This is a genomic window from Zoogloea sp., assembly GCF_041914405.1.
In the GTDB taxonomy this organism is placed as follows: domain Bacteria; phylum Pseudomonadota; class Gammaproteobacteria; order Burkholderiales; family Rhodocyclaceae; genus Zoogloea.
In genome coordinates this window covers 84,589-106,288 of the sequence record NZ_JAYSDK010000007.1, presented here as the reverse complement: position 1 = coordinate 106,288, position 21,700 = coordinate 84,589, and the positions used below count along the sequence as shown (strand labels likewise).

The window sequence follows — 21,700 nt, the reverse complement described above, 5'->3', positions numbered from 1 at the left end:
ATACGACTCATGAAGCCCAGCCTCCAGCTCAAACTCTCCCAGCATCTCGCGCTGACGCCCCAGCTGCAGCAATCCATCAAGCTGCTGCAGCTGTCGACCCTCGAACTCAACCAGGAGATCGAGAAGATCCTCCTGGAGAACCCCATGCTCGAGCGGGAAGAGCCCGAGGGTGACCTCGGCTCGAGCCGCGTCGAGGCACCCGGCCCGCTGGCGCCGGCCGGCAGCGAGGCCGCCCACGAACGCGAGCAGGAGCAATCCCGCGAGGCTGAGCGGGAACGCGAGCCGGATCACGATTTCGACAACGGCGGCGAAGCTGGCGAATGGGCTGCGGCTGGCAGCGGCGGACAACGCGACGACGACGACGAGACCGACTTTCAGGAATTCCAGGCTGCCGTGCCGTCCCTGCGCGACCACCTCGACGCCCAGGTCGCTCTCACGCCCCTGTCCGACCGGGACCGGGCCCTGGTGCGTTTCCTCATCGAGGCACTCGACGACGACGGCTACCTCAGCCAGGACTTGGCCGATCTGCTGCCGCTGCTCCCGCCCGAACTGGAAATCGAGCTCGACGACCTCAAGATCGCTCTCCGCCAGATCCAGAGCCTTGACCCAGCCGGCATTGGCGCCCAAGACGTGGGCCAGTGCCTGGCCCTGCAACTGCACACCCTGCCCACCAGCGAAGCCCGCGACCTCGCCATCGCCATCGTCAGCGAACATCTCGAACTGTTGGCCGCCCGCGACTTCCTGAAGATCAAGCGCGCACTGCGCTGCAGCGACGACACCCTGCGCGAGGCGCATGCCCTGATCCTCGGCCTCAACCCGCGCCCCGGCGCCCAGTTCTCCCAGGCCGATACTCGCTACGTGGTACCCGACGTGGTGGTCCGCAAGCAGCGCAGCAACTGGGTCGTCAGCCTCAACCCGGATGCGATGCCGCGCCTGCGCATCAACCAGCTGTACGCCCAGATCCTGCGCGACAACCGCGGCGCCAGCGGCTCCCTGTCGAGCCACCTGCAGGAAGCGCGCTGGCTGATCAAGAACGTGCAGCAGCGTTTCGACACCATCCAGCGAGTTTCGCAAGCGATCGTTGACCGCCAGCGCCAGTTCTTCGATTATGGCGATGTGGCAATGCGTCCGCTTACCCTGCGGGAAATTGCCGAACAGCTGGATCTACACGAATCCACCGTTTCGCGAGTGACCACCCAAAAGTACATGGCCACGCCGCGGGGCATTTTCGAATTCAAGTATTTTTTCGGCAGTCACGTTGCCACCGACAGCGGTGGGGCTGCTTCCTCGACGGCGATTCGGGCGCTGATTCGCCAGCTCGTGGGGGCGGAAGACAAGAAGAAGCCCTTGTCCGACGCGAAGATTGCCGAGTTGTTGGGCCAGCAGGGTATCGTCGTGGCACGTCGGACAATTGCAAAATACCGCGAGTCCCTCGATATTCCGCCGGTCAGTCTGCGCAAAACCATCTGACAGAAAGGTAGCAACCATGAACCTCAACATCACGGGGCATCACGTCGAAGTTACGCCGGCCATCCGCGAGTACGTCACGACCAAGCTCGATCGCGTAATCCGCCACTTCGACAACGTCACCAGCGTCGGCGTGATCCTCTCGGTGGAAAAGCTGCGTCAGAAGGCCGAAGTCACCGTGCACGTGCGCGGCAAGGACATCTACGTCGAGAACGAAGATGCCGACATGTACGCAGCCATCGACGGGCTGATCGACAAGCTCGACCGTCAGGTCCTGAAGTACAAGGACAAGACCAGCGACCACGGTCACGACTCCCTGAAGCAGCACCTCGCCGAGTCCTGATTCCCGGCGCTAAGTAATACGCTTTTCCCCGGGACCGTTGTGGCTATAATGCGCCCCAATTGACACAACGGCCCCGGCGGCCCTCGCCTCCGGATCTTCCTGAATCGCCTTTCACCGGCAACCTGTGTCGGCCCGCTCCGCACACGGGAGAGTCCTCGCATGAACCTCATCGCCAAACTTTTGCCGCCGACCAATGTGGTCGTCGGACTCGAGGCGAGCAGCAAGAAGCGTGCTTTCGAGCAAGCCGGCCTGCTGTTCGAGAACAACCACGGCATCGGCCGCAGCACCGTCTTTGACAGCCTGTTTGCCCGCGAGAAGCTCGGCTCCACCGGCCTTGGCCAGGGCATCGCCATTCCCCACGGCCGCATCAAGGGCCTCAAGGAAGCGCTGGGAGCCTTCATCCGCCTCGCCGACCCTGTCCCCTTCGACGCCCCCGACGGACGCCCCGTCTCGATGCTGTTCGTGCTGCTGGTTCCCGAACAGGCCAACGAGCACCACCTCCAGCTGCTGTCCGAGCTAGCCCAGATGTTTAGCGACCGCAATTTCCGCGAGCAACTGATGAGCGCAGCCGATGCACAGGCTGCCCATGCCCTTTTCGCCCAATGGGGCAGCCATGCGTCAGACGACGGTCAGCCGGCTGTTTGACGACAACCTGGAGCGCCTGCGGCTGCGCCACATCTGCGGCAGCCTGGCGACCCGCATTTCGGTCTCGGAAGACCGTATCTGGCCTGCCGACATGGTCGGCCACCTCAACCTGATCCACCCGGACCGCCTGCAGATCCTCGGCTCCTCCGAGCTCGCCTGGGCCCGCCGCCAGACCCGCGAGAAGGTCATCCACCACGTTCGGGAAATCCTCTCCTACGCCCCGCCGGCCCTCATCGTGGCCGACGACGAAGAGATCCCGAGCATCATCCGCACCCTCTGCGCGAACGAGGACATTGCCCTCTTCGCCAGCCCGCTACCCTCCGCGAACGTCATCGACCTCCTGCGTAACTATCTTTCGCGCCAGCTGGCCGAACGAGTCGCGCTGCACGGGGTACTGATGGACGTGCTGGGCCTCGGGGTGTTCATCACCGGCGACTCCGGGGCCGGCAAGTCGGAACTGGCGCTGGAGCTGATCTCCCGCGGCCACGGCCTCGTCGCCGACGATATCGTCGAGTTCTCGCGCATCGCCCCAACCGTGCTGGAAGGGCGCTGCCCGGAGCTGCTGCAGGACGTCATCGAGGTGCGCGGTCTTGGCATCCTCAACATCCGCACGATCTTCGGCGAGACCGCTTGCCGGCGAAAGATGAAGCTCAAGCTGGTGGTTCACCTTCAGCGCCGCCAGCCGGGCCAGGAAGACCCCCTGCGGCTGACTTTGGATGGTGAGCAGCAGCCGATCCTCGGCGTACCGGTGCGCCGCGTCGTGCTGCCGGTGGCCGCCGGCCGCAACTTGGCCGTATTGCTCGAAGCCGCGGTGCGTTCAACGATCCTGCTGCTGCGCGGCATCGACTCGACCCAGGAATTCGTCGACCGCCAGCGTCGTGCGATGGAAGAGAGCGGCTTCTAGCCGCCCTGTCACATCCGGTCGCAAACAAAGCACTGGCGCGCCTCTCCGCTGTCAACAGTTTGTCCCGCGCTGCGTTTATGATGCATGCGCAGTACCGACAAACCGTCCATACGAGGAGTGGCACAATGAAAAAAATGATCCTGAGCGTCGCCGTTTCCCTGTTTGCTGCCAGCCTGGCGCCCGCAGCCTTTGCTGCGACCGCCCAGCAAAACAAGATGAAGGAATGCAATGCCTCCGCCGCCGACAAAAAGGGCGATGAACGCAAGGCCTTCATGAAGGACTGTCTGTCGGCCAAACCCGCCGCTGCCGCCAAAGATGGTAAGACCACCCAGCAGGACAAGATGAAGTCCTGTAACAAGGAAGCCGGCGAGAAGGCCTTGAAGGGTGATGAACGCAAGAAGTTCATGAGTAGCTGCCTGAAGGGCTGAGCGGCCGCCAGGCCGGCTTTACGCACATGAAAAGGGCCGCAAGAGCGGCCCTTTTTCTTTTGAGCAGGAAGCAGTGGACTGCTCAATCCAGGGCGAAGGCGACCACGTCCGACATGTTGTCGTTGACGGAAAAACCACAGCCGATGTGCCCCTTCTCACCGAGGATGAATTCCTCGCGCTTGACGCAATGCTCGGGCGTGCCCTCCTCGAGCAGGAAGGTACCGTTGGTGCTCGAATCGGCCAGATAGAACAAGCCATTCCGCAGCTCAAGGCGGGCGTGCCGGCGGGACACGCGCGGATCGGAAATCACGATATCGTTGCCGGTATCGCGCCCAAACAACAGCGCTGGCCGAGTCCCGTCAACCACCCAGTTCTGCCCGCGGTAGCTGACGCGCATCTGCTTCTGGGCATGCTGGGCCTCCTGGCGCAGCTCGGCGGGGCTCGGCGGCGGCGCCTCTCCGAGTTCGAGAACCGGGATGGGCATTTCACCCAGGCTGTCTTCCGCATGCCCCAACAGGCGCCGCAGGGAGGGCGTCAATACCCGCCCAAGGTTTTCCGACACCGCAATGCTGTCCGGGCCATGGCTCTCGACTAGCAGCACAGCGAGCTTCTCGGCATCCAGCCCAAGCCCTTCCGCCTCCGTCTCCAGCACCACGCCAGCCTTCAGTACCAGCTTAATGCCGCTCATCGGCGGCAAGGCGCGCACCCGCTCCCGCATCTCCCGGGCCGCCAGCAGGGCCGAATCGGCATCCGGGAAATGGGCTACCAGGGAGTCGCTCTTTACCGCAAAACCAAGCGCCTGATAGGCCTCCGCGCAGCGGGACATGCGGTTCAGACTGCGCTCGACCGCGTAGGCAGCCTCGGCCTCGCCCAGCTTTTCGGCAAGGTGAACGCCGCCGGCGATTTCAGCAAGGAGGAGGCAAGGCACCTTGGCGCGATCATGCATGCTGGACGGCTCCGCGATCTGCAGCGGACAGCTTGGGCTGGCACCGGAGCTGTCGGCTCCCGGCGGGGGCAGGACGGTGACTCATCAATCAGTTCTTCCAGATTCCGATCGGAATGGCTGCCTTGTCGTCGGCATGAGCCGGCAGCTCCGGGTTGTCGAAAACAATGTCGCCCTGTTCGACCTGGGTATCCCGCGACACATTGCGGAAGTCGAACAGCTCCGCGTCCGCCATATGCGACGGCACGATGTTCTTCATGGCCGTGGCGATCGACACGATACGCCCAGGGAAACGCTCATCCCAGTCGCGCAGCATGGTCTTGATCTGCTTGCGCTGGGCATTTTCCTGGCTGCCGCACAGGTTGCACGGAATGATCGGGTACTCCATGCCCCGCGCAAAACGCTCGATGTCCTTCTCCGAGCAGTAGGCCAGCGGCCGGATGACTACGTTCTGCCCGTCGTCACTGACCAACTTGGGGGGCATGCCCTTCATCTTGCCGCCGAAGAACATGTTCAGGAACAGGGTCTCGATCATGTCATCGCGATGGTGGCCAAGGGCGATCTTGGTCGCGCCGACTTCCTTCGCGGTGCGATAGATGATGCCCCGCCGCAGGCGCGAACACAGTGAGCAGGTCGTCTTGCCTTCCGGAATCTTGTCCTTGACAATTTTATATGTATCTTCGGTAACGATCCGGTATTCCACCCCGATGGATTCGAAGTACGCCGGCAACACGTGATCCGGAAAACCGGGCTGCTTCTGATCGAGGTTCATCGCGACAATGCGGAAATCGATCGGCGCCCGCTCCCGCAGCTCCATCAGCAGGCTCAGCAGGGTGAACGAATCCTTTCCGCCGGACATGCAGACCATCACCACATCACCGTCCTCGATCATCCGGTAATCGCCAATGGCCTCGCCCACCTTGCGCATCAGGAACTTCTTCAGGCGCAGGAAGGTGTTGGAATGACGGCTTTCCGTCTCGGGCTGATCAACGGCCTGGTTGGCAAGGGCTGGCACTACATTTTCCATGTCAATTAAATTTCCGAAAATTATAGTCCGATCGCCTCAATGCCGATCGGCATAAATGTTAATTAGCTCAAAGGTGGGCGCTGCGGCCACCGTCCACCGACAGGATCTGCCCGGTCACATAGGGCGCATCGAACAGCAGGAAGCGCACCGTGCGGGCGATGTCGGCCGGCGAACCGACCCGCCCCAGCAGCGTATGGGCGACGATGCGCTCCCGCTCCAGCGGCGGAAACTGCCCGTCGTCGGGCCACTCGATCGCCCCCGGCGCAACACCGTTCACCCGTACTCGCGGCGCCAGTTCCAGCGCCAAGGCACGGGTCAGGCCGAGCAGTCCGGCCTTCGCCGCACAGTACAAAGGGTAGCCCTTCAAGGGCCGCTCGGCGTGAATGTCGACGATATTGACGATCGCCCCGCCGCTCGCCGTCAGGTGGGGGGCCGCCGCCTGGGCAAGAAACAGAGGTGCCTTCAGGTTGGAACCGATAAGGTCGAACCATGCCGTTTCGTCGATATCCCCCAGGGCCGTCGGAAAAAAGCTCGATGCGTTGTTGACCAGCCCATCAAGCCTACCGAAATGACCCACGGCGGCCTCCACCAGGCCCGGCAGCGCCGCACCATCGAGCAGGTCAGCGCACAGGGCTACGGCCGAGCCGGGACGCCGCCCCCCGAGGTCGGCGACCAGGCCCTCGGCCTCGTCGCGGGAATGGCGATAATGCACCACCACCTGCGCGCCGGCGGCGTGCAGGCAACGCACGATTTCGGCGCCGACGCGCCGTGCGCCTCCCGTCACCAGCACGACCGGGGCGATCGGATCTTCAATCATGACTACCAGGGGAGCAAATCCAAGCGAAGGGCGTAATCATACGGCCCCCGACCCCTCGACGGTGCACTGCAACGAACGGGTAAAATACAGATTTTCCCCTATCCGCCCCCGCCATGAACCTGCCCCAGCCCTCCGCCGACGCCCTCGAACAGAGCGCACGCCTCGTTTCCCGCCTGCGCAGCCTGATCGAGGCCCAGGACGGCTGGATCTCCTTCGCCACCTACATGGCCGAAGCGCTGTACACGCCTGGCCTCGGCTACTACAGCGGCGGCGCCCACAAATTCGGCCCCGGTGGCGACTTCATCACCGCGCCTGAACTGACCCCGCTGTTCGGCCAGGCACTGGCGGCCCAAGTCCAGCAGGTCATGGAATTGTCGGCGCCCCACATCATCGAGGCCGGCGCCGGCACCGGCCTGCTGGCCGCCGACCTGCTGCTCGAGTTGGAACACCGCGGGGCGCTGCCTGAAAGCTACGGCATCCTCGAAGTCTCCGGCGAACTGCGCGAACGCCAGTTCGACACGCTCGCCGCCAAAGCGCCCCATCTGGCCTCCCGGGTCCGCTGGCTGGACAGTCTGCCTGAACACTTCTCCGGCGCACTGGTCGCCAACGAAGTGCTCGATGTAATGCCAGTGCACCTCGTCGCCTGGCGACCGGACGGCATCTTCGAGCGTGGCGTGGCCCTCGGCGCCGACGGTAGTTTCGTCTGGGCAGACAAGCCGGCAGGCGGCAAGGTCGCCGAGGCGGCCGCCGCCCTTGACGTGCCGCTGCCCGACGAAGGCGAGTACGTCAGCGAGATCAACCTCGCCGGGCGGGCCTGGATCGCCGAATGGGCGGCGCGCCTGGAACGCGGCGCCATGCTGCTGGTGGACTACGGCTATCCGCGGGCTGAGTATTACCTCGACAGCCGTGGCACCGGCACCCTGCTGTGCTACTTCCGCCACCACGCCCACGGCGACCCCTTCCTGTGGCCTGGGCTCAACGACATCACCGCCTTCGTGGACTTCACCGCGGTAGCCGAAGCCGGTTTCGAGGCCGGCCTCGACGTACTCGGCTACACCAACCAGGCGACGCTGTTGTTCAACTGTGGGGTCTTGGAATGCCTGGCCCGCCGGGCGCCGGAGGACAGCGTCGATTACATCCGCGCCGCCAAGGCAGTGCAGCGCCTCACCGGCCCCCACGAAATGGGCGAGCTGTTCAAGGTCATCGCCCTGGGCAAGGATCTCACCCAGCCGCTCATCGGCTTCCTGCGCGGCGACCGCCTCCACACGCTGTAAACAGCAAAAAGGCCTGCAGGCTCATTGAGCCGGCAGGCCTTGCCTAGAGTAGCTGACGCCTTACTCCTGATAGCGATAGACCGCTGCCAGGAAGGCTTCTACATCCGTCGGAACGGCATGCTGCTCTCGCCCAACGCTTGCCACCTCCTGCAGCCCCAGCGCCAGTTCGGGAGGCAAGGGGTTGGCATTCAGCACCTCGTCACCATACGCCAGGCCGGTTTCTTCCACCGGTTCGCCGTAGATCCGTGCTCCGCTTTCCATATCCATGCTGATCACCATATCGGCCTCCGTTGCGGGTACAGGGGAAAATAAAGCCCGCTGATGTTTCTAACGGCTGCAGCCTCCAAAGGTTGAAGGAAATTCGGCACGGAATCCTGTGCAGCCGCTCCGCACCGTCTTGCTTGCATTTCCAGCATGGTCGACGGTCGCACCGGGTGCAATGACGGACTTCACGGGCGGCGTCAGGCGCTACCCACTCGCCGCCTACAGGCCTGCTTCCTTCATCCAGTGCACGATCGGCTCCGCTGCCAGACGCCAGTCCGACTCCATCATCAGGCCGTGACCGAGACCCGGCAGGATCTTCGCCTTGACCCCATAGCGGGCCGCCGTCATGCGCACCTGCTCGGGTGGGATCAGAACGTCGTACTCGCCGCCGAGCACCAGCATCGGCGGAATTTGCATGCGCGACAGGAAGGGCAGGTCGAACAGGGACATGTCCCAGATCGCCCGGTGGGATTCCGGCTGGCACAGGTGGTAATAGCGCTGCAGGCGATCCAGTTCGATCGCCTCATGGAACATCGCGTCGCGCAGGGTTTCCATCTGCGGCTGACCACCGCCCATCAAACGGTTGAGATCACCGAGCAGATGGGGTCGGGCGAAAGCCAGCCCGAAAGCCGAACCGAGCAAACCCTGGGGCGGCACCGAGGACATCAGCACCACCCCGGGCGCCGAATGGTTCTCGAGGAATTTCTGCACCACCATGCCGCCCATCGAGTGCCCGACCAATACTGGCGGCGCCGGCAAGGCGGCCGCCACCTCGGCCACGTCGGCCACGTAGTCGGCGATCGAGAAACTGTCCAGGTAAGCCCGCCCGCGGCTCTTGCCATGGCCGGACAGGGACAAGGCGTAGGCCGCGTAGCCCTGCTCGGCGAACCACGACAGGAAGTACTCGTCCCAGCACCAGGCCGCGGTATAGGCACCATGGACGAACAACAGGGGCGTGGGGTGAGCCCTGCCGACCGGCGTGCGGCAGAGGACCTCCAGGTCACCGAAACGGGAGCGGTTCATGCGCAGCCCCTCCGGAGCATGGCGGGACGGCAAGGCTGGCAGGGGGTTGGGGTCATGGCGTGGACATGAATTTGTATTGTTGTGGGGGCAGAACTTACCGCACCCGGCCGCGCAGCGATAGCAGAAAACGTATTGCGGCTCGACAAACTGCGGTTAAATGCGGTCTTTCAACGCGCAAGGGCGAGGAACGATGCTCAAGTGGCTGCTCGCCATCGTAATCGTGGCGGTTGTTTCCGGACTGGGTTCCGGCCTGCCGTGGCGGCGCTGGCGCATCGGGCACCTGCCCGGCGACCTGCATTTCGACGTCTTCGGGCGGCACATCCACATTCCATTCACCAGCACCCTGCTGATGTCACTGGCTGCCTGGCTGCTGCTCCGGGCGCTGTAGGGCCGGCTCCAGGGGCGCCCGCACGGCAAAGATCACGCTGTCGAGCACCTGGCCCTCGGCGGACATCAGCTCAAGCACGTGCCGGCCGGCCATTGGCCGCCAGGCAATGCGCTCGCCGCTACCCAGCGAATCTCCATTGAGGCGCCACCAGGCCCCGGTGGGCAGGTGGGTCCCCTCGAAATACACCTTGTAAGCGTCGTCACGCAGCAACGCCATCGCATCCACCAGCACGCCGTTGAGGGGCTGGACGATGCGTGGCAGCACCCGCGGCACGGCCACCCGTTCCACTTCGGTGCCGCGGATGAACCATTCCCGCCGGGGACTCTCGACCGGCGGCTCGAAGACCACCACGCTCGAGACCACGCCCGCCGGCGGCACCGGCCGCACGAGCGGCTGCCCCCGCATCAAGACCCGCAGGATGTCGTTCCAGGCCTGTGCGCCAAGCTGCGGCGCGTTACGGACCCCGGCGACCCACAGCACGATCGTGAAGCGGTCGGAGAAGCCCGCCGCCAGCGTCTCGCGGCTATCCGCCGCATACTGCCGGAAGGCGAAAGGCTGCGGGCTGCCGTCCACATCGAGCGGCGCCAGCATGTCGGCGACGATGAAGCTGGCCTCGGGACGCAGCAGGCGACGTTGGACCCGCTCCGACGCGGCCAGGAAGCGTGGTGCCTGCCATTGCCCGCCCACCGCCAGGCTGCGGTAGAGGGCTGCCAGGGGCAGCAGGGCCACATCAGCGCTACCGCCGCGCAGATCCACATCGGCCTGGCGCAGTCGCTCCGGGAGGCCGTCCGCCACCAGCCGGCCCACCGCCAGCGCAGGATCGCTCATGCCTTCGGCCAGGGCCCGCCGCACGCTGACCCACATGCGCTCGTCGGGAACCGTCGGCGCATGATTGGCCAGCGCCTCCTCCAGCAAGCTCGCGGCGGTGATCACCCGGCGCTCGAGGGCGAGACCGTAGGCGAAGGGCGCCAGCAGGCTGCCCGGATTGCGTGGGGTGGGCGCATGGTCCGGCGCCGCGTAGTCGGGCGCCCCGACATAGGCCAGCACGTCGCCGCTGGCGTTGTCGAGGACCACCGCCGCCGCCTCCAGCGTGCCGAGACGATGCAGCACCGCGGTCACCCCCCGCTGGGCCTCTACGTCGAGGGTGCTGGTCAGGCGCTCGCCCGGATGCTGGAGCAGCAGGCGCCCGGCATGGGAGGCCAGCTCCCAGCGCGGTCCGGTGTGCTGCCGGTCGAGATTGCTGGCGGCCAGCCGCTGGGCCGGCCCGCAAGCCGCCGGCGCATTGATGCGCTCGGCCAGCACACAGGCGCGGCGGCCCACCACTTCGGGCCTGGCGTTGGGCCCGCGTAGCAGCACGGACAGGATCAGCGCCTCGGGCCGCCCCAACTCGGCCGGCGACTTGCCGAACAGCGCCCGGGCCGCCGCATGGACGCCCTGCAGGTCGCCACGGAAAGGTGCCAGATTGAGGTAGGCCTCGAGGATCTGTTCCTTGGTCCACCGCGCCTCCAGCGCCTGGGCAGCGAGGGCCTGGTCCCATTTCTGGCCCAGGCTGCGCCGGGGCATGCCGTCGCGGCCAAGGGCCAGCTCCGGATCGAGCAGGCCAGCCAGTTGCATCGACAAGGTCGATGCGCCGCGCTTGCGGTCGTACCACAGGTTGTGCCACAGGGAGCCGGCGAAGGCCTTCCAGTCCACCCCGGAATGCTCGAAGAAACGCTTGTCCTCCGCCGCCAGCAAAGCCTCCTTGAGGGCCGGCGACAGGCTGTGCAGGCCAATCCACTCGAGACGGCGTACGTGGGGATTGAGGCGCCGCTCGGCCAGCGGCGTGCCGTCCCGGGCGAGCAGCACCCCCACCGACGGCACGGCCGCGGCCTTCACCTCGGCAAAGGCAGGGATGGGCTGCACGGCGGAAGCGGAGACGGCCAAGCCCAGGCCGGCCGCCAGCAGGGCTATTCGCCGGACCAGGAGGGATGCAACGGGCAAATCGATCGGCAAGCGCATGAAAGTGCGCGCATTGTAGGTTGCAACGACGCGGCCGTGCGTGGAATGGCTAACGCGTTTCCGCCTGACAGGCGCTCGAGCTGCCGCACGCACCACCACGTTCGCCCTCGCCCTCACCCTTTTCGTGGCGGACCAGATCGCGGACCGCCGCCACCCGTGCCGCATGGACTTCGAGCGGAATGCGCGCCTTGTCCGCCACACCCCGGGCGATGGCGCCCGCGTCGACGCCACGCACCGCGGCCAGTGCCGCAAGCAGCCGCTCGCGCTGGGGATAGGGGCGCGCCGCGTAGGTGCTGCGCCCCCGGTAGTCGCAGGCACAGGCTTCAAGCAATGCAACGAAGCGCTCGGGCCGGCGCAAGCCGTCGCAGCGCTCGATGAGCTTGACCATCGTCTCGGCGCGCAAGCTCATGCCCTGATGGACGATGCCGTGCTCGCGGGCCATCATCAGCGCCAGGTCGCGGCAATCAACGGGGCATTTGAGGCGCTGGCAGACGTCCCGCGCCAACTTCTCACTGCTCGCCTCATGGCCATAGTGGTGGGGTAAGGTCTCGGCCGGCGTGACGCCCTTGCCCAGATCGTGCAGCAGGCAGGCCAGGCGCCCGGGCAAGGCAAGGCCATCGGTGGCAGCCCGGTCGAGGACCATCAGCACATGAACGCCGGTGTCGCCTTCCGGGTGGTATTGCAGCGGCTGCGGCACGCCGAACAGGCGGTCCAGTTCCGGCAGCAGGCGGGCCAGCGCACCACAGTCGCGCAGCACCTCGATCATCCGCGCCGGCCGCGCCTCCATCAGGCCGCGGGCAATCTCCTGCCAGACCCGCTCCGGCACCAGTGCATCCACCTCGCCGGCGGCGACCATCGCCCGCATCAGTTCGAGGGTTTCCGGCGCCACCGTGAAGTCGGCAAAGCGGGCCGCGAATCGCGCCAGCCGCAGGATGCGCACCGGGTCCTCGGCAAACGCCGGGCTGACATTGCGGAACACCCGGCGTTCCAGGTCGCGGCGCCCACCGTAGGGATCCACCAGCACGCCGTCGTCACCGCGGGCAATCGCGTTGATGGTCAGGTCACGGCGGGCCAGGTCTTCCTCCAGGGTAACGTCCGCCGCAGTATGGAAGACGAAGCCGGCATAGCCGGGCGCAGTCTTGCGCTCGGTGCGGGCCAACGCGTACTCCTCGTGGCTGCGGGGATGGAGGAACACCGGGAAGTCCTTGCCGACCGGCGTATAGCCCTGGGCCAGCAGGCTCTCTGGGGTGGCCCCGACGACCACCCAGTCCCGGTCCTTGACCGGCAGGCCGAGCAGTTCGTCGCGGATGGCACCGCCGACACAGTAGATTTTCATGGGCGATGCAGTTGGAAGGCGGTGTAGCGTCCGCGCTTATTGAGGGATCCCAGGTAACACGGTGCCACCGCCTCGAGGGCAGTCGGGCGGCGGCCCCACGGCTGGGGCACGCCACTGGCCACATTCGGCGCGCGCATCGAGCGCACGTTGTCACGGCTCATCAGCGGTCCCGGCAAACATTCGAGGGCCGCGGCCTGCAACATGGCCAGGCCCTCCGGCAACGGAATCACCGGGCGCGGATGGGCGGTCAGGACGCCGACGTATTCGACCAGTTCCTGCAGGCTGTACTGCCGCGGGCCAGCCATCTCGAAGGTCTGGCCAACGGCATCCGCGCGTTCGAGGGCCTCCGCCACCACGTCCGCCACATCGCCCACATACACGGGCTGGAAGCGCGCCTTCGCGCCGCCGAGGGGCAGCAGCGGGAAAGCCTTGAGCAGACCGGCAAAGAGGTTCAGGAAACTGTCACCGGGCCCGAAGATCACCGATGGGCGCAGGATGGTCCAGCCAATGTCCGGCCCGGCGGCATGGATCGCCGCCTCGCCGGCGGCCTTCGAGCGCTGATACTCGGACGGCCCGTCCGCCGCCGCGCCCAAGGCGCTGATGTGCACGATGCGCCGCACATGGGCCTCGCGGGCGGCCGCGACGATACGCTCGGGAAGCACCACGTGGGCACGGGCAAAATCGGGGCCGTAAGGCCGACCCGGGCGGGAGTGCAGCACGCCGACCAGATTCACCACAGCGTCGACGCCGCTCATCAGCGCCACCAGCGTGGCCGGATCGCTGACATCGGCCTCGATCACCTGGGCAGCCGGCAGGCACATCAGGTGGCGCGCGTGCTCGCGGCGGCGGGAGGGAATCAGCAGGGTCTTGCCGGCGGCGGCGAGCTTGGCGGCGACGGCGCTGCCGACGAAACCGCTACCGCCGATAAGGAGGACTGTGCGGATGGACATGGTGGCGACTCCCGGGCGAAGAGATTGCTCTACAGATCGCAATGGCGCGGAAGAATTCCCGCGCCGGTACTCATTCCAGACCAGCTCCCGGCGCGGGGCTCCCCAGGTCGCTCCCGCCACGGCCATCGCTGGCCGAAATGGTGCCGAGGCGCCCCTTCAGGGACGGTGCCCTTCCCTCGAGCAAGGCCGCGTAGATGACGCTGTTGGCCATCACCTTCTTCACGTAGTCGCGAGTTTCATTGAAGGGGATGGTTTCCGCGTACACCGCGCCCTCGAGGGGTTTACTGTCCTTCCACTTCTTGGCCCGGCCTGGGCCGGCATTGTAAGCAGCCGACGCCAGCACCGGGTGGTTGTCGAGGCCGGCCAGCACCATGCGCATGTAGGTGGTGCCGAGCATCACGTTGGTGTCCGGATCCTGCAGCCAGCCGACGTTGAAGCCCTTCATGCCGAGCTTGCCGGCGACCCACTGGCCGGTGGCCGGCATGATCTGCATCAGCCCCTGGGCGCCGACGCCGGAGCGAGCGGCGGTGACGAAGCGGCTCTCCTGGCGCATCAGGCCATAGACCCAGCCGGTGTCCAGGTCGCGGCTCTTCGCGTTGGGCTCGATGCGGTCGCGGAAAGGTGCCAGGTAGCGCAGGCTGTAGTCGTGCTCGTTGCGGGTGCGGTCGGCGGCGTTGATGGCCCGGTCGTAGATGCCGAGCTGCTGGGCCAGCTGGGCAGCGGCGAGCAGGAAGCGGTCGTCCTTGTTGCGCAGGGTCCAGTTCCATTCGCGGGTGCCTTCAGTGCGCAGGTCCAGACGGAACAATGCGATGGCCCGCTGCAGGCCAGGCGTTTGGCGCGCCATGTCGGCCTCGTCAACGCTGGTGGCGCGCGCCTTGGCGGGCAGCGTGAAGGTCTGGCCGAGCTCCTCGCCGGCCAGGATGCTGTAGAAAGTCGGATGGCCGGCGATGCGCGCGAACTCCTTGCGGCCCGCCTCCCGGTTGCCGAGGGCCTGGTGGGCGCGACCGAGCCAGTAGCTCCAGTCCGCCTGTTCGCGCTGGGCTGGCGGCATGGCCTCGACGGCGCTGCGCACCGCACGCCAGTCCCCTGCTCGCAGGGCCGCACGCACGCGCCAGGCGGCCTGCTCGTCGGACATCGGGGTATCACCGGCGGCCTTGAACCAGGCATTCGCATCGGGCAGCAGGCGCGCCGCGGCCTGCCAGGCGATCTGGCCCAGCACATAGCCACGCTCGGTGCTCGACAGACGTTCGTCGATGCGCGCATAACGCACGTAGGCCGCCTGCGGATCGTCGCGGGCGATGCGCGCCAGGGCGATCAGCGCCAGCTCGCGCCCCTGGCGTGACGCCGAGAAGTTGATCGGCAGGCGATCGAAATAAGTCGTCGGATTGGCGCTGGCCTTGTCCAGGTCCGACGGTCCGGGCTGCTGGTCGGCCGGCAGCCAGCTCGCCACCGCGCGAGCGCCGGCGAGGCGCTTGGCTTCCATCAGGCGGCGAACGCGGAACCAGGTTTCGTCCGGGCTGACCAGGGCCTCGCGAACCAAGGTCTGCAGCACTGGCACGCAGCTTTCGGGGGTATCCACCAGCGAGAACCACAGCGGACGGGCTTCTTCGAGCGCGCTGCGGTCACCGTTCTGCAGGCGAGCCTGGAACTGGTAGCACTTCAGGTCCTGCTCCGGCTGCTCCATGTTCTGGAATTCGGCCGCCAGCTGGGCCCAATCACCGCGCCTGCCGAGGTTGCGCAGCCATTCACCGCGCAGTTTCTCGGCCAGCCAGCTGCCGGCGTAGCGCTGCAGGAAGTCCTGGATGCGGGCCGCATCCACTTCGGCGGGCCGGGCGACCTGATTGGACAGCGCCCAGTATTCGGGATAGGGGTCGAGGACGTGGCCCGTGGGGGGCGCCAGCTGCACCAAGCGGTTTCGGTCACCGCTGCGCGCGGCATCCTTGGCAAGCAGGATTCGCTCGTCGCCAGGATCGCCACCGGCCGGCAAGGCCATCCACAACACTGCCGCCAGCACGGCCCACACGCTATTCTTCATTGCTTTTACGTTCTGCATCGATGCCGTCGGAGAATAGCACAGTGAATCCCCCCCTCCCCCGCCCAGGCGCGGATTCGGACGCCACCGTTGCCGCAGTGCGACAAAATTTAAGAAAAACCCGCATCGCCGCACGGGAGCGGCTGCCGGACACCGAGCGCGCGCCCCTCACCCGGCGTATCGAAGCGCACCTGGATACCTTGCTGGCGCAGCTCTCACCAAGGTCGGTTGCCTTCTGCTGGCCGTGGCGCGGCGAAGTGGACCTGGTGCAATGGGCGCAGCGCTGGCTCGCCGCCGATACGCAGCGGCAGATGGCGCTGCCGGTGGTGCGGACACCGGGCCAGCCGATGATCTTCCTGCGCTGGCACCCGGAGGTACCGATGGAAACGGATCACCACGACATTCCGGTTCCGGCCGGCACGGAGATCATCCAGCCCGAGTTGATCCTGGTGCCGCTCAATGTCTTCGATGCGGCCGGCTACCGGCTCGGCTATGGCGGTGGTTATTTCGACCGCACGCTGGCGGCGCTGCAACCGGCGCCGCTGTGCGTCGGCGTGGCCTTCGAACTGGCGCGGGTGGACAACACCTACCCCCAGCCTCACGACCAGCCGATGGACTGGATCGTCACCGAGGCCGGGGCCTTCCGAGCGGTCAGCGATTGACCGGCCGCACGCCCGCCAGCGGGCTGGCGAGAATGGCTGAGCGGATCACGTCGATCGCGCCGCTGCGCGGATAAGTGACCCGCCAGGCCAGCGCGACGCGACGGAAGGGTTCCGGCGCCACGAAAGGACGCACGCGGAGCAGCGGATTGCCGTCAGGCAACGGATCGGCGGCACTGCTCGGCAACACCGTGATGCCAGCCCCGGTAGCCACCATGTGGCGGATGGTCTCCAGCGAGCTGCCTTCCAGCGTGCGCTGCAGGCCTTCGCCGCTGCGGCACATCGGGCACACCTCCAGCACCTGGTCACGGAAACAGTTGCCGGCGCCCAGCAGCAGCAACGGCGCCTCGGCCAGGCTGGACGCGGTGATCGCGTCTTCCTTCTCCCACGTGTGCCCCGCCGGCATCAGCACGCGGAAGGGCTCGTCATAGACGGCCTGGGTGACGATGCCTGGCTCCTCGAAGGGCAAGGCCACGACGATCACATCGAGGTCGCCGCGCTTGAGGGACTCGGCCAGGCGGGCGGTGTAGTTTTCCTGGATCAGCAGGGGCATCGACGGCGCCGCCGCATGCACGCGCGGAATCAGGTGCGGCAGCAGGTAGGGCCCGATGGTGTAGATCACGCCGACCTTCAACGGACCGGACAGGGGATCGCGACCAGCGGTAGCGAGTTCCTTGATCTGGCCGGCCTCGAGCAGCACCTTTTCGGCCTGGGCGACGATGCGGGCACCGATATCGGTGATCTTCACATCGGCCGCGCTGCGCTCGAAAAGGGTCACGGCCAGCTCTTCCTCGAGCTTCTTGATCGCCACCGACAGGGTCGGCTGGCTGACATTGCAGCGCTCGGCGGCATGCCCGAAATGACGCTCCCGGGCCAGCGCAACGAGATAACGGAGATCGGTCAGCGTCATAGGGCATATCCGCAATGGCGATAGAGATTAACTATACAACGCCTGCGCCAAAAAGCAGCCCCCACGTCTGCAAACCGGTATCGGCTTGCACCTCTTGCAGTCTGTCCGATCAACCCCACTTTTGTAAGCGTTTGTAGTCACAGGGAACACGACGCCGCGGCCCGGCGTCCATAAGTCGGATAAAAATTACAGGAGTTACGCATGAAAACTGCCGTGGTTCGTTCCAGTCTCGCCTTCTCCGCCATCGTCCTGGCCCTGACGGGTTGCCTGCAGGAGGGCGGTGCCATTTCCCCGTCCCACGCGGTCAGCACGCCGCCAGCGGTCGCCCCGGCCGCGCCTTCCGTCGCCGCGGCCAACCGCTACGGCCTGCCAGACTTTTCGGGACTGGTTGAACAGGTCGGGCCGGCGGTCGTCAATATCAGCGTGACCCAGAAGGTCACCCGCGGTGGCGGCGCATCCGGCGATGATCCCTTCGCCGACGACCCCTTCTACGACTTCCTGCGCCGCTTCGGCGTACCCGTTCCCGGCATGCCGGGCAACGGCGGCGGACGCGGCGGCCGGGCGCCCGAGCAGATCCAGCAAGGCGTCGGCTCCGGCTTCATCGTCAGCGCCGACGGCTACGTGCTGACCAACGCCCACGTGGTGGATGGCGCCACCGAGGTCACCGTCAGGCTCACCGACAAGCGCGAGTTCAAGGCCAAGGTGGTTGGCACCGACAAGCGCACCGACGTGGCGCTGCTGAAGATCGACGCCAGCGGCCTGCCTTTCGTGAAGGCCGGCGACGCCGAGCACAGCAAGGTCGGCGAGTGGGTCGTCGCAATGGGCTCGCCCTTCGGCTTCGAGAACACAGTGACCGCCGGGATCATCAGCGCCAAGGCGCGCCGCCTGCCCGACGAGACCTACGTGCCTTTCATCCAGACCGACGTGGCGATCAACCCGGGCAACTCCGGCGGCCCGCTGTTCAACCTGGCCGGCGAGGTGATTGGCATCAACTCGCAGATCTACTCCCGCTCCGGGGGCTTCATGGGTATCTCGTTCGCGATCCCCATCGACGTGGCGCTGAAGGTCAAGGACCAGTTGCAGAAGTTCGGCAAGGTCTCTCGCGGACGCCTTGGCGTGGCCATTCAGGGCCTCGACGCCGACCTGGCCCAGAACTTCGGGCTCGACAAGCCGGCCGGCGCGCTGGTTGCCAACGTCGAAGCCGGCTCACCGGCCGAGAAGGCCGGCCTGCAGGCCGGTGACGTGGTGCTTGGCGTCAACGGCCAAAAGGTGGACAGTTCCGCCGACCTTCCGCGGATCATCGGCGAACTCAAACCCGGCTCGGTGGTGCGCCTGTCGATCTGGCGTGACCGCAAGACCCGCGACGTGAACGTCACCCTCGGCGAACAGGCCGCCGAACGCAATCTCGCCGCCACCCCCGAACGCAAGGCTGAGGGCACCAGCAGCAAGCTGGGCCTCACCGGCCGCGCCCTGAGCGCCCAGGAAGCATCCCGTCTCGGCGTGCCCGGCGGTCTGCTGGTCGAAGGGGCCACTGGCCCGGCCGCCAAGGCCGGCCTGCAGAACGGCGACGTGATCCTCGGCATCAACAACCAGCCGATCACCGGCATCGAACAATTCCGCAAACTCCTCGACGCTGCCGGCAACCGCTTTGCGCTGCTCGTCCAGCGCGGCGGCAGCAGGATTTTCGTGGCGGTGCGCCTGAGCTGATCCGGCCTGGGCAGGCCGCGCTGCTGACCGACAGCGCGGCCTGCCCAGCGCAGCCATAAAATTGTGTGATAGCGGATTTCCCAAAAATGAAATGATTCACAGCCCGGCCCGAGCGGTGCCGATATAATCGGGAGGTTAGGGGGTGGCAAGGAAGACGTCTGGGAGGCCCCCGTTTCCACCAAGAAAAAATCGCTCGATGCCCTCGCTGCATATTCGGCAAGTCTTGCCTGCCGCACTGGCCGGTGTGCTGTGCCTGACCGCACTTCATGCCCAGGCTCAAAGCCGGGCGGACAGCTCGGAATCCCCCTTTTTCGAAGATCTCCCGACGGTCCTGTCGGCCTCCCGCCTGCCCCAGGTCCTCAATGAAGCCCCCGGCGCGGTCACCATCCTCGACCGCGAGTTCATCCGCGCCACCGGCTACCGGGATGTGGCGCGCCTGCTTCGCCTGGTCCCCGGCATGCAGATCGGCCAGGAGCGTGGCCATTCCCAGTGGGTGACCTACCACGGCCTGGGCAGCGACTATCCGACCGAAATCCAGGTGCTCATCGACGGCCGCTCGGTATATGCGCCAAGCTCCTTCGGCGGCGTCGACTGGTCGGCGCTGCCCCTCGCCGTACAGGAAATCGAACGCATCGAGGTTGTCCGCGGCACCAATTCCAACGCTTATGGTGCCAACGCCTTCCTTGGCGTCATCAACATCATCACCCGCCACAGCCACCAGGAGCATGGCGTATCGGGCCAGGTCAATGCCGGCCAGCACGGCATGGCCGACCTTTACACGAGTTGGACCGGTGGCGGCGACGGACTCGGGGTCCGCATGTCGGCCGCCCAAGTCCGCGACAACGGCTTCAGCGGCCTCAACGACTCCCGACGCAGCCAGACCCTCAGCCTGCGCAGCGACTATCGCCTGAACGCCCGTGACGAACTGATGCTGCGGGCTGGCTACAGCCACGCCCAGCGCGGCCTTGGCTATCCGGACTCGGTCTTCGGCAACAATGCGGAGCGGGATGCCGACTCCGAAGCCGCCACCATTCACCTGACCTGGCGCCGGACCCTCAGCGAGGACGAGGAGTGGCTCGTCAGCCTCTACCGCAACCACGAAAGCGGCATCGAGAAGTGGCTGGCGGCGGCCCCTGCCTTTCCGAATGTCCCGCTCAACCGCAACCGTGACAGCGATCGCACCAATGCCGAGATCCAGCACCGCTTCGCACTGACGCCCCAGGCCCGCATGGTATGGGGCGTCGAGGCACGGCGCGACGAGACGGAATCCTCCTTCCTGTTCGGCGGCCAGAAGCCGCCGGTCCTCGACCTGTATCGGGCGTTCGCCAACTTCGACTGGCGCCTGACCCCGACCTGGCAGCTCAATCTTGGCAGTCTGCTGGAAAAGAACAGCGGGATGGCCGCCCAGTTCATCCCGCGCGCCTTCCTCAACTGGCAGGCCAGCCCCCGCGACACCTTCCGGGCCGGCTACGCCCGCGCCTGGCAGCAGCGCAACCTGTTCGACCTGTATGGTGACGTGCGGGCCCACGACCCCCGCTCGGGTGCCCTGCTGTCCTGGCCCTACGTGTCCAACCCGAATCTGCGCACGCCCTACGTGGACACCGTTGAACTGGGTTACCTCGGCCGCTTCCCTGCCCTCGACGCGACCCTGGATGTCCGCATCTTCAACGAGCGCATCACCGACTTCGTGGTCCGCCAGACGGTACCCTCGCCGGCCGGCCCGCTGCCGCTGCCGCTACCCAGCTCCCAGTTCGTGAATGTCGATTTCCCGGTCGAACTGCGCGGCATCGAATACCAGTTCCGCAGCAAGCCGTGGGCCGGCGCCGAGGTCCTGTTCAGCCACACCCTGATCGACCGGCGCGTGAACGACCGGGCGATCGCCGAGCGCACCTCGCCCTATACGGCCAGCCTGACCTGGCTGCAGAACTACGGCAGCGGCTGGAGCAGCACCGCCAGCCTGTTGCGCATGGGACCGCTGGCCGGCGGCTATGGCTACGTGCCCCGCTATGACTACGTTTCACGCCCCTACACCACGCTCGACCTGCGCATCGCGCGCAGTTTCCGCCTGGACGGACACCTGATGGAGGTGGCCCTGAACGGCATCAACCTCGGCTCCCCCCACCAGGAAATCACCGACCGCTCGGAACAGTTCCTGCATCCCGGGCGGCCAGTCAATCCGGCCTCCAGCATGGTCTGGTTATCCGTCTCCGTCGATCTGTAAACGGCAGACGCCTCAGGGCTGTGAGGCGCCGTCCACCGTCTTGCGGATAAAGACCGCGCGAGTCACATCGACGACCCACACCAGCCCGTCACCGGTCTGGCCCGTGCTGGCAACCTGCACAATCTGCTCGACCAGCGCATCCACCAGCTCGTCCGGGGCGATGATCTCGACCCGCACCTTATCGCTGAAATCCGTCAGCTCGTCCTTGATGCTCGCAGGAGTGTGACGCACGGTGGCGCCGCAGCCCACCGCCTTGCTGATGGTCATCCCAGGAAAACCCGGCACGGCCCGCAGCACCTCGCGCAGGCGGGGCAGTTTCTGGGGCCGGATGACGGCACGTATCTCTTTCATGATGTCTCCTTCG

21 protein-coding genes are annotated in these 21,700 nt (G+C 66.2%); 10 read left to right on the top strand and 11 right to left on the bottom strand.

The window, feature by feature from the left end; all coding sequences use genetic code 11:
* The first annotated feature begins 9 nt into the window (after nt 1-9).
* From ACE3RX_RS06335 to ACE3RX_RS06315, 5 genes are all read left to right on the top strand, one after another.
* Nucleotides 10-1,470: an RNA polymerase factor sigma-54 gene (locus tag ACE3RX_RS06335; protein ID WP_374481473.1), complete on the top strand. Its 1,461-nt coding sequence runs from the start codon at nt 10-12 to the stop codon at nt 1,468-1,470.
* A gap of 16 nt (nt 1,471-1,486) precedes the next feature.
* Entirely contained in the window at nt 1,487-1,810 is a 324-nt protein-coding gene (gene hpf, locus ACE3RX_RS06330; protein WP_374481471.1) for a ribosome hibernation-promoting factor, HPF/YfiA family, read from the top strand.
* Nucleotides 1,811-1,969: 159 nt separating this feature from the next.
* On the top strand, nt 1,970-2,455 hold the full coding sequence (ptsN, locus tag ACE3RX_RS06325; RefSeq protein ID WP_374481468.1) for a PTS IIA-like nitrogen regulatory protein PtsN: 486 nt from the start codon (nt 1,970-1,972) through the stop codon (nt 2,453-2,455).
* The gene (gene hprK / locus ACE3RX_RS06320; protein WP_374481466.1) at nt 2,424-3,359 is read left to right on the top strand and encodes an HPr(Ser) kinase/phosphatase; all 936 of its coding nucleotides are present in this window, start codon (nt 2,424-2,426) and stop codon (nt 3,357-3,359) included. The genes ptsN and hprK overlap by 32 nt, the downstream gene beginning before the upstream one ends.
* A gap of 125 nt (nt 3,360-3,484) precedes the next feature.
* The gene (locus tag ACE3RX_RS06315) at nt 3,485-3,787 is read left to right on the top strand and encodes a PsiF family protein (protein WP_374481464.1); all 303 of its coding nucleotides are present in this window, start codon (nt 3,485-3,487) and stop codon (nt 3,785-3,787) included.
* 82 nt (nt 3,788-3,869) lie between these two features.
* Here ACE3RX_RS06315 and ACE3RX_RS06310 read toward each other — a convergent pair whose 3' ends face one another.
* From ACE3RX_RS06310 to ACE3RX_RS06300, 3 genes are all read right to left on the bottom strand, one after another.
* Nucleotides 3,870-4,733, bottom strand: a complete 864-nt coding sequence (locus tag ACE3RX_RS06310; RefSeq protein WP_374481462.1) for an FHA domain-containing protein — start codon at nt 4,731-4,733, stop codon at nt 3,870-3,872.
* Nucleotides 4,734-4,821: 88 nt separating this feature from the next.
* Nucleotides 4,822-5,757, bottom strand: coding sequence for a tRNA 2-thiocytidine(32) synthetase TtcA (gene ttcA, locus ACE3RX_RS06305; RefSeq protein ID WP_374481460.1), 936 nt, complete (start codon nt 5,755-5,757; stop codon nt 4,822-4,824).
* Between the two features lie 67 nt (nt 5,758-5,824).
* The gene (locus ACE3RX_RS06300) at nt 5,825-6,574 is read right to left on the bottom strand and encodes a pteridine reductase (RefSeq protein WP_374481458.1); all 750 of its coding nucleotides are present in this window, start codon (nt 6,572-6,574) and stop codon (nt 5,825-5,827) included.
* A 113-nt stretch (nt 6,575-6,687) separates the two neighbouring features.
* Here ACE3RX_RS06300 and ACE3RX_RS06295 point away from each other — a divergent pair, with 113 nt between their 5' ends.
* Nucleotides 6,688-7,848 (top strand): class I SAM-dependent methyltransferase, encoded by a 1,161-nt coding sequence (locus tag ACE3RX_RS06295; RefSeq protein WP_374481456.1) that lies wholly within the window; start codon nt 6,688-6,690, stop codon nt 7,846-7,848.
* Nucleotides 7,849-7,908: 60 nt separating this feature from the next.
* Here ACE3RX_RS06295 and ACE3RX_RS06290 read toward each other — a convergent pair whose 3' ends face one another.
* Together ACE3RX_RS06290 and ACE3RX_RS06285 are read right to left on the bottom strand one after the other, a co-directional pair.
* The gene (locus tag ACE3RX_RS06290; RefSeq protein ID WP_374481454.1) at nt 7,909-8,115 is read right to left on the bottom strand and encodes a hypothetical protein; all 207 of its coding nucleotides are present in this window, start codon (nt 8,113-8,115) and stop codon (nt 7,909-7,911) included.
* Between the two features lie 216 nt (nt 8,116-8,331).
* Entirely contained in the window at nt 8,332-9,135 is an 804-nt protein-coding gene (locus ACE3RX_RS06285; protein WP_374481452.1) for an alpha/beta hydrolase, read from the bottom strand.
* A 190-nt stretch (nt 9,136-9,325) separates the two neighbouring features.
* Here ACE3RX_RS06285 and ACE3RX_RS06280 point away from each other — a divergent pair, with 190 nt between their 5' ends.
* Nucleotides 9,326-9,523: a DUF2905 domain-containing protein gene (locus tag ACE3RX_RS06280; protein ID WP_374481450.1), complete on the top strand. Its 198-nt coding sequence runs from the start codon at nt 9,326-9,328 to the stop codon at nt 9,521-9,523.
* Here ACE3RX_RS06280 and ACE3RX_RS06275 read toward each other — a convergent pair.
* The 4 genes from ACE3RX_RS06275 to ACE3RX_RS06260 all read right to left on the bottom strand — a co-directional run bounded on the left by ACE3RX_RS06275 (nt 9,488) and on the right by ACE3RX_RS06260 (nt 15,842).
* Nucleotides 9,488-11,521, bottom strand: a complete 2,034-nt coding sequence (locus ACE3RX_RS06275) for a transglycosylase domain-containing protein (protein WP_374481448.1) — start codon at nt 11,519-11,521, stop codon at nt 9,488-9,490. The two genes, ACE3RX_RS06280 and ACE3RX_RS06275, sit on opposite strands and share 36 nt — an antisense overlap.
* A 49-nt stretch (nt 11,522-11,570) precedes the next feature.
* Complete coding sequence (locus tag ACE3RX_RS06270) at nt 11,571-12,857, bottom strand: multifunctional CCA addition/repair protein (protein ID WP_374481446.1); 1,287 nt, start codon at nt 12,855-12,857, stop codon at nt 11,571-11,573.
* The gene (locus tag ACE3RX_RS06265; RefSeq protein ID WP_374481444.1) at nt 12,854-13,807 is read right to left on the bottom strand and encodes a complex I NDUFA9 subunit family protein; all 954 of its coding nucleotides are present in this window, start codon (nt 13,805-13,807) and stop codon (nt 12,854-12,856) included. The genes ACE3RX_RS06270 and ACE3RX_RS06265 overlap by 4 nt, the downstream gene beginning before the upstream one ends.
* A 70-nt stretch (nt 13,808-13,877) precedes the next feature.
* A complete protein-coding gene (locus tag ACE3RX_RS06260) occupies nt 13,878-15,842 on the bottom strand; it encodes a transglycosylase SLT domain-containing protein (RefSeq protein ID WP_374481442.1) in 1,965 nt (654 codons plus the stop codon).
* A gap of 41 nt (nt 15,843-15,883) precedes the next feature.
* Between ACE3RX_RS06260 and ACE3RX_RS06255 the strand changes: the two genes are divergently transcribed.
* A complete protein-coding gene (locus ACE3RX_RS06255; protein ID WP_374481440.1) occupies nt 15,884-16,501 on the top strand; it encodes a 5-formyltetrahydrofolate cyclo-ligase in 618 nt (205 codons plus the stop codon).
* On the opposite strand, the gene ACE3RX_RS06250 is transcribed toward ACE3RX_RS06255, so the two are convergent.
* Nucleotides 16,491-17,408, bottom strand: a complete 918-nt coding sequence (locus tag ACE3RX_RS06250) for a hydrogen peroxide-inducible genes activator (protein ID WP_374481438.1) — start codon at nt 17,406-17,408, stop codon at nt 16,491-16,493. The two genes, ACE3RX_RS06255 and ACE3RX_RS06250, sit on opposite strands and share 11 nt — an antisense overlap.
* Nucleotides 17,409-17,609: 201 nt before the next feature.
* Here ACE3RX_RS06250 and ACE3RX_RS06245 point away from each other — a divergent pair, with 201 nt between their 5' ends.
* Together ACE3RX_RS06245 and ACE3RX_RS06240 are read left to right on the top strand one after the other, a co-directional pair.
* On the top strand, nt 17,610-19,115 hold the full coding sequence (locus ACE3RX_RS06245; RefSeq protein WP_374481436.1) for a DegQ family serine endoprotease: 1,506 nt from the start codon (nt 17,610-17,612) through the stop codon (nt 19,113-19,115).
* A 196-nt stretch (nt 19,116-19,311) separates the two neighbouring features.
* Nucleotides 19,312-21,336: a TonB-dependent receptor plug domain-containing protein gene (locus ACE3RX_RS06240; RefSeq protein WP_374481434.1), complete on the top strand. Its 2,025-nt coding sequence runs from the start codon at nt 19,312-19,314 to the stop codon at nt 21,334-21,336.
* Between the two features lie 12 nt (nt 21,337-21,348).
* Here the strand turns inward: ACE3RX_RS06240 and ACE3RX_RS06235 are convergent, their stop codons facing one another.
* Entirely contained in the window at nt 21,349-21,687 is a 339-nt protein-coding gene (locus tag ACE3RX_RS06235; protein ID WP_374481432.1) for a P-II family nitrogen regulator, read from the bottom strand.
* Between the last annotated feature and the right edge of the window lie 13 nt (nt 21,688-21,700).

Bases quoted from the DNA above. Each gene is read 5' to 3' on its own strand.
- ACE3RX_RS06335 (WP_374481473.1), top strand. From the start codon at position 10: ATGAAGCCCAGCCTCCAGCTCAAACTCTCCCAGCATCTCGCGCTGACG.
- hpf (WP_374481471.1), top strand. From the start codon at position 1,487: ATGAACCTCAACATCACGGGGCATCACGTCGAAGTTACGCCGGCCATC.
- ptsN (WP_374481468.1), top strand. From the start codon at position 1,970: ATGAACCTCATCGCCAAACTTTTGCCGCCGACCAATGTGGTCGTCGGA.
- hprK (WP_374481466.1), top strand. From the start codon at position 2,424: ATGCGTCAGACGACGGTCAGCCGGCTGTTTGACGACAACCTGGAGCGC.
- ACE3RX_RS06315 (WP_374481464.1), top strand. From the start codon at position 3,485: ATGAAAAAAATGATCCTGAGCGTCGCCGTTTCCCTGTTTGCTGCCAGC.
- ACE3RX_RS06310 (WP_374481462.1), bottom strand. From the start codon at position 4,733: ATGCATGATCGCGCCAAGGTGCCTTGCCTCCTCCTTGCTGAAATCGCC.
- ttcA (WP_374481460.1), bottom strand. From the start codon at position 5,757: ATGGAAAATGTAGTGCCAGCCCTTGCCAACCAGGCCGTTGATCAGCCC.
- ACE3RX_RS06300 (WP_374481458.1), bottom strand. From the start codon at position 6,574: ATGATTGAAGATCCGATCGCCCCGGTCGTGCTGGTGACGGGAGGCGCA.
- ACE3RX_RS06295 (WP_374481456.1), top strand. From the start codon at position 6,688: ATGAACCTGCCCCAGCCCTCCGCCGACGCCCTCGAACAGAGCGCACGC.
- ACE3RX_RS06290 (WP_374481454.1), bottom strand. From the start codon at position 8,115: ATGGATATGGAAAGCGGAGCACGGATCTACGGCGAACCGGTGGAAGAA.
- ACE3RX_RS06285 (WP_374481452.1), bottom strand. From the start codon at position 9,135: ATGAACCGCTCCCGTTTCGGTGACCTGGAGGTCCTCTGCCGCACGCCG.
- ACE3RX_RS06280 (WP_374481450.1), top strand. From the start codon at position 9,326: ATGCTCAAGTGGCTGCTCGCCATCGTAATCGTGGCGGTTGTTTCCGGA.
- ACE3RX_RS06275 (WP_374481448.1), bottom strand. From the start codon at position 11,521: ATGCGCTTGCCGATCGATTTGCCCGTTGCATCCCTCCTGGTCCGGCGA.
- ACE3RX_RS06270 (WP_374481446.1), bottom strand. From the start codon at position 12,857: ATGAAAATCTACTGTGTCGGCGGTGCCATCCGCGACGAACTGCTCGGC.
- ACE3RX_RS06265 (WP_374481444.1), bottom strand. From the start codon at position 13,807: ATGTCCATCCGCACAGTCCTCCTTATCGGCGGTAGCGGTTTCGTCGGC.
- ACE3RX_RS06260 (WP_374481442.1), bottom strand. From the start codon at position 15,842: ATGAAGAATAGCGTGTGGGCCGTGCTGGCGGCAGTGTTGTGGATGGCC.
- ACE3RX_RS06250 (WP_374481438.1), bottom strand. From the start codon at position 17,408: ATGACGCTGACCGATCTCCGTTATCTCGTTGCGCTGGCCCGGGAGCGT.
- ACE3RX_RS06245 (WP_374481436.1), top strand. From the start codon at position 17,610: ATGAAAACTGCCGTGGTTCGTTCCAGTCTCGCCTTCTCCGCCATCGTC.
- ACE3RX_RS06240 (WP_374481434.1), top strand. From the start codon at position 19,312: ATGCCCTCGCTGCATATTCGGCAAGTCTTGCCTGCCGCACTGGCCGGT.
- ACE3RX_RS06235 (WP_374481432.1), bottom strand. From the start codon at position 21,687: ATGAAAGAGATACGTGCCGTCATCCGGCCCCAGAAACTGCCCCGCCTG.